This window comes from Blastococcus sp. CT_GayMR19 (genome assembly GCF_004570385.1).
Classification (GTDB): domain Bacteria; phylum Actinomycetota; class Actinomycetes; order Mycobacteriales; family Geodermatophilaceae; genus Blastococcus_B.
Genome location: NZ_SPQL01000011.1, coordinates 176232 through 183911 on the forward strand (window position 1 = coordinate 176232; position 7680 = coordinate 183911).

General features: G+C 72.8%; 7 protein-coding genes and 1 rRNA gene. 4 read left to right on the forward strand and 4 right to left on the reverse strand.

The window, feature by feature from the left end; translation table 11 throughout:
- Positions 1-15: 15 nt before the first annotated feature.
- From arcC to E4P39_RS16195, 4 genes are read right to left on the reverse strand one after another with little or no spacing between them, the layout of a single operon-like run.
- Positions 16-981, reverse strand: coding sequence for a carbamate kinase (arcC, locus tag E4P39_RS16180; RefSeq protein ID WP_135137592.1), 966 nt, complete (start codon positions 979-981; stop codon positions 16-18).
- A gap of 56 nt (positions 982-1037) precedes the next feature.
- Positions 1038-1574, reverse strand: a complete 537-nt coding sequence (locus tag E4P39_RS16185; protein ID WP_135137593.1) for a GNAT family N-acetyltransferase — start codon at positions 1572-1574, stop codon at positions 1038-1040.
- Positions 1571-2419 carry a PHP domain-containing protein gene (locus E4P39_RS16190; RefSeq protein WP_135137594.1) on the reverse strand — a complete coding sequence of 283 codons (849 nt, stop codon included), beginning with the start codon at positions 2417-2419 and terminating at the stop codon, positions 1571-1573. Before E4P39_RS16190 ends, E4P39_RS16185 begins: the two co-directional genes overlap by 4 nt.
- A gap of 54 nt (positions 2420-2473) precedes the next feature.
- Positions 2474-2977, reverse strand: coding sequence for a DUF3558 family protein (locus tag E4P39_RS16195; RefSeq protein ID WP_135137595.1), 504 nt, complete (start codon positions 2975-2977; stop codon positions 2474-2476).
- Between the two features lie 160 nt (positions 2978-3137).
- Between E4P39_RS16195 and E4P39_RS16200 the strand changes: the two genes are divergently transcribed.
- From E4P39_RS16200 to E4P39_RS16215, 4 genes are all read left to right on the forward strand, one after another.
- Positions 3138-5360: a DEAD/DEAH box helicase gene (locus E4P39_RS16200; protein WP_135137596.1), complete on the forward strand. Its 2223-nt coding sequence runs from the start codon at positions 3138-3140 to the stop codon at positions 5358-5360.
- 172 nt (positions 5361-5532) lie between these two features.
- Positions 5533-6564 (forward strand): polysaccharide deacetylase family protein, encoded by a 1032-nt coding sequence (locus E4P39_RS16205; RefSeq protein WP_135137597.1) that lies wholly within the window; start codon positions 5533-5535, stop codon positions 6562-6564.
- A gap of 74 nt (positions 6565-6638) precedes the next feature.
- Positions 6639-7268: an alpha-ketoglutarate-dependent dioxygenase AlkB gene (locus tag E4P39_RS16210; RefSeq protein WP_135137598.1), complete on the forward strand. Its 630-nt coding sequence runs from the start codon at positions 6639-6641 to the stop codon at positions 7266-7268.
- Positions 7269-7597: 329 nt separating this feature from the next.
- Positions 7598-7680 (forward strand): 16S ribosomal RNA (locus tag E4P39_RS16215); the annotation flags it as partial.

A 7680-nucleotide genomic window follows, 5' to 3' on the forward strand; every position in this document is an offset into this window, starting at 1 on the left:
GTTGCGGGATCGGGTTCAGGCGGTCAGGACGGTGCCGGCGTCGTCCCCGGAGACGGCGTCGGCGATGTGTTCCAGGGACGTGATGACGGCTCTGCGTCCTCCGGCGGCGGAGTCGCCGCCCTCGACGAAGCGCAGCGCGGCCTCGACCTTCGGCCCCATGCTGCCCCGGGCGAACTGGCCGGCCGCCGCGTGCGCGCGCATCTCGGCGACGGTGACCCGGCCCAGCGGCCGGGCGGTCGGCTGCCCGAAGTCGATCATCACGTGGGGGACGTCGGTGGCGATGACGAGGGTGTCGGCGCCGAGGTCGCGGGCCAGGATGGCGGCGGTGAGGTCCTTGTCGATGACGGCCTCGACGCCGCGGAGGGCGTGGCCGTCCTGGCCGTCGTCCACGACCGGGATGCCGCCTCCGCCGGCGCAGACCACGACGAAACCGGCGCCGGCCAGCGCGTGGATCGCCGGGGTGTCGACGACGGACCTCGGCTCGGGGGAGGCGACGACCCGGCGCCAGCCACGCTCCCCGCGGTCCTCCCAGACCTGACCGTGGGCGACGAACCGTTCCGCCTCCGCGCGCGGGAGGAAGCGGCCGACGGGCTTCGTCGGCTCGCGGAAGCCGGGGTCCTCGGCGTCGATCAGCGTGCGGGTGATCAGCCCGGCGGTGCGCTGGGACAGGCCCCGGGCGGCCAGGGCGGCGTCCAGCTCGTCGGCCAGCGTGAAGCCGATGGTCGCCTGCGTCTGGGCGACGCACCAGTCCAGCGGCACCGGCGGGACGACGTCCGCGGCCAGCTCGTTCTTGACCAGCAGGTTGCCGACCTGCGGGCCGTTGCCGTGGGTCAGCACGACCTCCACCCCGGAGGCGACGACGTCGGCGATGTGCGCCGCGGCCTCGGCGATGGCGTCCCGCTGCGCGCCGGGCGTCGCGGACCCGTCGGGCCCGGTCATGGCGTTACCGCCCAGGGCGATGACGACGCGCGACGCACTCACCCCGCGAAGCCTAGTGGCAGATTCCTTAGCGGTGAAGTAGTTGCGCAGGCCGTCCCCTACCGAAGCTCACCGGGCGGACCGTCGTCCGGGCCGATGCTGCGCTGCGCCCAGGCGACGTCACGCCACCGCCCGTGCTTCCAGCCGACTCGCCGGAACGTGCCGACCGGCTCGAAGCCCAGCGCGCGGTGCAGGCCCTCGCTCGCGTCGTTCGGGAGGGTCATGACCGCGACGAGGGTCCGGATCCCGCGCTCGGCCAGCCGCTCGAACAGCGCCTCGTAGAGCAGCCGGCCGCTCCCGCTGCGCCGTCGTCCCAACTCCAGGTAGACGCTGACCTCGCAGGACCACCGGTAGGCGGTGCGCTCCTTGAACGGCCCGGCATAGGCGTAGCCGACGACGCGGCCCCGCCCGTCCGGTCCGGAGTCCTCCAGCACGAGCCATGCGTGGGCGCGCTGGGCGGCCGCGATCCGGCGGGCCATCTCGGTTGCCGACGGCGGTTCGTACTCGAACGAGATCGCCGTGTCGGTGACGTACGGCGCGTAGATCGCCGCGCAGGCCTCGGCGTCCTCTTCGGTGGCGTCGCGGACCGCGCTCATCGGCGCCAGAACTCGAAGCGGTCGCGGCCCGGGCGGAAACCGGCCGTCTCCACGATGTCCACGGCGAGGTCGAACCGCTGGCCGACCGCCGTCGGCGCATGGGCGTCACTGCCGAAGCTGATCGCCTCGCCGCCCTCCTCGTGGAACCACCGCACCTGGTCGACCGAGGCGAGGGGACTGCTCGTGTTCACCTCGAGCGCCCGGCCGGTGGCGGCGAGAGCCCGGAAGACCGCCCGGTACTCCTCCTCGTAGTCCTTCTCGACGTAGTGCTCCGACCCGCCGGGCCAGTAGCGCCGCGGGAAGTCGACGTGGGCGAGGACCTGGAAGACGTCGCTGCTCTCGATCATGTGCACGACCTCGCCCAGGTACCGGCGCATCGTCGCGTCCGGATCGGCGTAGAGGAGCCGGCCGACGCCGACGAGCTGCCCGTCGAGGCTGAGCGAGTGCAGCGAACCCAGGACCCGGTCGACGGGGGAGTCCTGCAGGTGCTCGGCGACGCTGGTCGCGAAGAGGTGTGGCTCACCGGTCTCGACGCCGGACCAGATCCGCAGCTCGGGAAAGCGCTCCCGGCACTCGGTGAGCTCGGCCCAGTAGCCGTCGACGTCGATGGGCCGCTGGTAGGCGGGGTGCCGGTCGATCAGCCCCTGCGACGTCGCGGCGTCGTCCTCGTGCCAGACCGTGAAGTCGAGGTGCTCGGTGAAGGCGATCGCGGGGAGACCCTGGGCGATGGCGCGTTCGCAGGCCCGGCGCATCGTGGAGGCGTCAGGCGTGTCCCACGACCACCTGGTGTGCACGTGGTTGTCGGCGGGCCGGTTGTCGGGAGGTCTGTTGCGGAACAGTCGCATCGCTGCCGATTGTCCTCCGCCGTCCAGTGGCACCCGCCGCAGGGCAGGCCGCCGTCAGATGCGGCCCGCGATGAGGTTGGCCAGCTCGACGGCCATGGCCTTGGGATCTCCGCTGACGGAGAGCACCTGCAGGCTGAACACTGCCGCTCCGGTGTCGACCAGCAGCAGGCTCACGCCGTCGTCCCAGGTGGCTGCCTCCCCCAGGTCGACCTGCTCGCCGTCGGGCTGGGCGAACGTCGCGAACTCGTCGGGTTGGTAGGTGGTGTCGACGGAGATCTCGATCGGGATCTCGGTCGGGTCCTCGACCGCGCCGGTCCAGTAGCAGCTGCCCCCGCCGCCCGCCGTCTCCTGCGGTGGCCGCCCGGTTGCGGTGGCGATCTCGTCCGGGGTCAGCAGCGCGCAGGCATCGTCCGTCGTCTGGCCCTGATCGGTGGCCGTGGGCGCCTCCTCGATGGCATCCAGCGTGGCGGCCGCATCGGATGCGGCCGGGTCGGTGCCGCACGCGGTGAGCAGGAGCGCGGAGAGCAGGAGCGCGGGGACGACGCGTGCGCTGGGCATGGCGGGCACCTCTCGGCCGCGGTCGGAACGGGATCGCAGCTGGACGGCAGGATAGGGGCGCGGGCCTCCGAAACGGACGCCGTCGTCCACGGCCTCTCCGGTTGTCCACAGCTGCCTGCCGCGTTGTCACGGTGTCGGGCCTCTTGCCTACTGTCGGGCCATGACCTCCGTGGCACCTGTCGACCTGACGGACGAGGCGCGGGCGGTCCTGCGCGAGCTGACCGGCCGGCCCGACGCGGAGTTCCGCGAGGGTCAGGACGCCGCGGTCTCGGCCCTGGTCGAGCGTTCGCAGCGGGCGCTGGTGGTGCAGCGCACCGGCTGGGGCAAGTCGGCGGTCTACTTCGTCTCCACCGCGCTGCTCCGCCGCCGCGGCGCGGGCCCCACGCTGCTGGTGAGCCCGCTGCTGGCGCTCATGCGCGACCAGGTGGCCGCCGCCGCCCGCGCCGGTATCCGCGCCGTCGAGATCTCCAGCGCCAACATGACGGAGTGGGACGACATCGGCGCCCGCCTGGCGGCAGACGACGTCGACGTCCTCCTGGTCTCCCCGGAACGGCTGACCAACCCGCGGTTCCGCGAGGAGCAGCTGCCCGGTCTGGTGGCCCGCTGCGGCCTGCTCGTCGTCGACGAGGCGCACTGCGTCTCCGACTGGGGGCACGACTTCCGGCCGGACTACCGCCGCATCCGCGACCTGCTCGGCACTCTGCCCCCCGGCACCCCGGTGCTCGCGACCACCGCGACGGCCAACGAGCGCGTGGTGGCCGACGTCGCGGAGCAACTGGGCGCGGGCGGCGTCGACGTGACGACCGTGCGCGGCCCTCTGGCGCGGAACTCGCTGCGCCTGGGCGTCCTGCGGCTGCCGTCGGACCGTGCGCGGCTGGCGTGGCTGGCGTCGCACGTCGGCGACCTGCCGGGAAGCGGCATCGTCTACACGCTCACCGTCGCCGCGGCGGAGGAGACGGCGGCCCTGCTCCGCGGCGCCGGTCACGAGGTCCGGGCCTACACCGGGCGCCTCGACGACGCCGACCGCAAGGACGCCGAGGAGGCGTTGCGGAACAACGAGGTCAAGGCCCTGGTCGCGACCTCCGCGCTGGGCATGGGCTTCGACAAGCCGGACCTCGGCTTCGTGGTCCACCTGGGTGCGCCGTCCTCCCCGGTCAGCTACTACCAGCAGGTCGGCCGCGCCGGTCGCGCCGTGGAGAAGGCCGACGTCCTGCTGCTGCCCGGGCCGGAGGACCTCGCGATCTGGCAGTGGTTCGCGACGTCGTCCATGCCGCGGGAGGACCACGCCGCGGCGGTGCTCGGTGCGATGGCCGACGGCAAGGCGTGGTCGGTGGCCCGGCTGGAGACGGTGGCCGACGTCCGCCGATCGAGGCTCGAGCTCCTGCTCAAGGTGCTCGCCGTCGACGGTGCGGTGGAGCGCGTGCAGGGCGGCTGGCGGTCCACCGGGCAGCCGTGGGTCTACGACGCCGACCGCTACGCCCGCGTCACCCGGACCCGGGAGGCCGAGCAGCGGGCGATGATCGCCTACGCGAAGCCGGTCGATGAGGCCGAGTGCCGGATGGCCTTCCTGCAGACCGCGCTCGACGACCCCACCGCCGCGCCGTGCGGCCGGTGCGACGTGTGCGCCGGCCCCTGGTACTCCGCCGACGTGCCCGCGGCCGCCGCGGAGGCCGCGTCCGCGGTCCTGGACCGGCCCGGGGTGGAGCTCGCCCCGCGGGCCCAGTGGCCGACCGGCGCCGACCGGCTCGGCGTCGGAGTGAAGGGCAAGATCGCCGCCACCGATCAGGTGGAGATGGGACGGGCCGTTGCGCGCCTGACCGACCTGGGCTGGGGGCAGCGCCTGCGCACGCTCCTGGGGGACGACGGCGTCGGCGGCGTCGTCACGCTGGACCACGAGGCACCCGGCATCGAGGAGGACCCGGACGCCGCGTTCGACGTCCCGGTGCAGCGCACGGTCACCGACGTCCCCCCGGACGAGGAGCTGCTCAAGGCCTGCGCCCGCGTGCTCGCGTCCTGGGACTGGAAGGAGCGGCCCGGGGCGGTCGTCGCCGTCCCCTCCCGGCGCCGCCCGCACCTGGTGACGGGCATCGCACAGGGTCTGGCCCGCCTCGGTCGGCTGCCCTACCTCGGGGAGATGTCCCTGGTGCACGGCGGCCCGACGGGGCAGCCGGGCGGGAACAGCGCCTTCCGGCTGGCGGCCGTGTGGGAGCGGATCGTGGTGGGGGACCAGCTCCGAGCGCGACTGGCGGAGGCCGGCTCGGCCCCCGTGCTGCTCGTGGACGATCTGGCCGACTCCCGGTGGACGATGACGGTCGCCGGACGCGAGCTCCGGAGGGCGGGAGCGACCGCCGTCCTCCCCTTCGCGCTCGCCCTCACCGCCTGATCCGTCGACGCCGGCACCCGCCGACCACGGTCCGAGGCGGTCGTGGAGCCGGGCCCTCGAACACGTTCGCTCTGCGTCGCCGTCCCTGTGCAGAAAGCACTGGTCGTGTCTGGCGCGGTCGGTCACAGTGGGACGGCCCGGACCGGGCCGCAGACCGATCGGGCGGTGCACCATGAACAGGCGACGGCACGATCCCTGTCTCCGGGTCCTCATCGCGGGCCTGCTCGTCGGCGCCTTCTCGATCACGGCGCCGGCCGCCCAGGCCGTCCCGCCACCGTCGGGCGGGGGTGAGCCGTCTGCGGCGTCGTCGTCCGGAGCCTCGTGGCGGTCCTCGCCGGTGCTGGCCGCCGATCCGGCGACAGTGCCCGTGCCGGACGCCGTTCCGACGGCCGAGGGGGTCTGCCCCTCCGTGGGGTACGGAGTGCGCTATGTCGCACCGGGTGAAGGCAAGACGGTCGCCCTGACCTTCGACGACGGCCCGGGGCGCAGCACCGAGGCGATCATGGACATCCTCGAGGACGCCGAGGTGACGGCGACGTTCTTCAACGTCGGCGTCAACGAGGCGGTGCGCCCGGAGATCGTGCGGGCGCAGGCGAGCCGGGGATTCCTGCTCGGCAATCACACCTGGACCCATCCCGACATGGCGACGTTGTCCGAGACCGCGCAGGCCCGCGAGATGGACGACGCGATCGCCGGGCAGACGAGCCTCGTCGGCGCGCCCCCGTGCGACTTCCGCCCGCCCTACGGCTCCTACGACGAGACGACCCTCAGCCTGGCCCAGGCCCGCGGCATGAACGTCTGGAACTGGTCGGTCGACACGGAGGACTGGAAGGCCCGCGGTTCGGATGACCCGTTCTGGGTCGACCGCATCGTCGACCTGGCCAAGGCCGGCGGCAGTCAGACCAACCCCGTCGTCCTGATGCACAACATGCCGGCCGGCTCACCGGCGACCGTGGCGGCACTACCGGCGATCATCGACTTCTACCGCGACCGCGGCTACACGTTCGTCGATCTCGCCGGCAGGGTCGCGGGTCAGCCGGACGTCGAGGAACCGGTCCCGCCGGACGCCGAGGAACCGGTCCCGCCGGACGCCGACGAACCCCGCTCGGACGGACCACCGCACAGGTGGCCCACGTGGCCCCCGCATACCGCCGCAACGGCAGCGGCCGGACAGGGGGACACGACCCTCCACGGCGTCCCCTGAACCAGCGGCCGGGACGACGGCGCTGCATCCACAGGGTTTCGCACACATGTGCGAAACCGGAGTAGCGTGCCCGCATGACGCTCGCTCATCAGCCGTCGATGTGGGACCTCGCCGAGGAGGCCACGCTCACCCCCCTGGCCGGCCGGGTGGTCCGGCACGACCTGGGCGCCGGCGCCTGGGTCGATCACCGCCCGGGCTGGGTCAACGGTTCCGACGAGGTCCTCGATGTGCTGCTGGGTAACATCGGCTGGCGGGAGGACCGCCGCCAGATGTACGAGCGTGAGGTCGCCGTCCCGCGGCTGCTGCGCTGGTACGGCGGCAACGCGACACTGCCGCACCCGTTGCTGACCGAGGCGCGTGCCGAACTGAACCGGCACTACGGGGCCGAGCTCGGGGAGCGTTTCGTCAGCGCCGGAATGTGCCTGTACCGCGACGGCCGGGACAGCGTGGCGTGGCACGGCGACCGGATCGGACGCGGTCGGTCCTCGGACACCATGGTCGCGATCGTCTCGTTCGGCTCGCCCCGGCCGCTGATGCTCCGGCCGGTCGGCGGCGGGGCCAGCCTGAAGTTCCCCCTGGGGCACGGCGACCTGGCCGTCATGGGCGGCTCGTGCCAGCGGACATGGGAGCACTGCATCCCCAAGACGACGAAGCCGGTCGGGCCGCGCGTGAGCGTGCAGTTCCGCCCAGCGGGCGTGGCCTGACCTCTCCGGCATCGGCGGTTCGGCACCCCCCTGCAGAGGTGGCCTAGGGGCGTGTATCGTTCTCCACGAACCGCACCGGCCCGGGAGGGCATCGGATCGGCCCCCTGCGGGGAGCATCCGAGTGCGGTGCAGAGATGGACAATTAGCTGGAAACAGAACCCGCGAGGGTCGAGTTTCTGTGCGTCCGCTCCTTGAGAACTCAACAGCGTGCCGAAAGTCAGTGCCAAGTAATACCCCGTGCCGGGGCCTTCGGGTTCTGGTTTGGGATTCCTTTGGTTGATTGACATCGAGAGCGTCCAGTTCTCGGTTCTCGGCCTGTGATCGAATCATCTACGGAGAGTTTGATCCTGGCTCAGGACGAACGCTGGCGGCGTGCTTAACACATGCAAGTCGAGCGAGCCCCTTCCTTCGG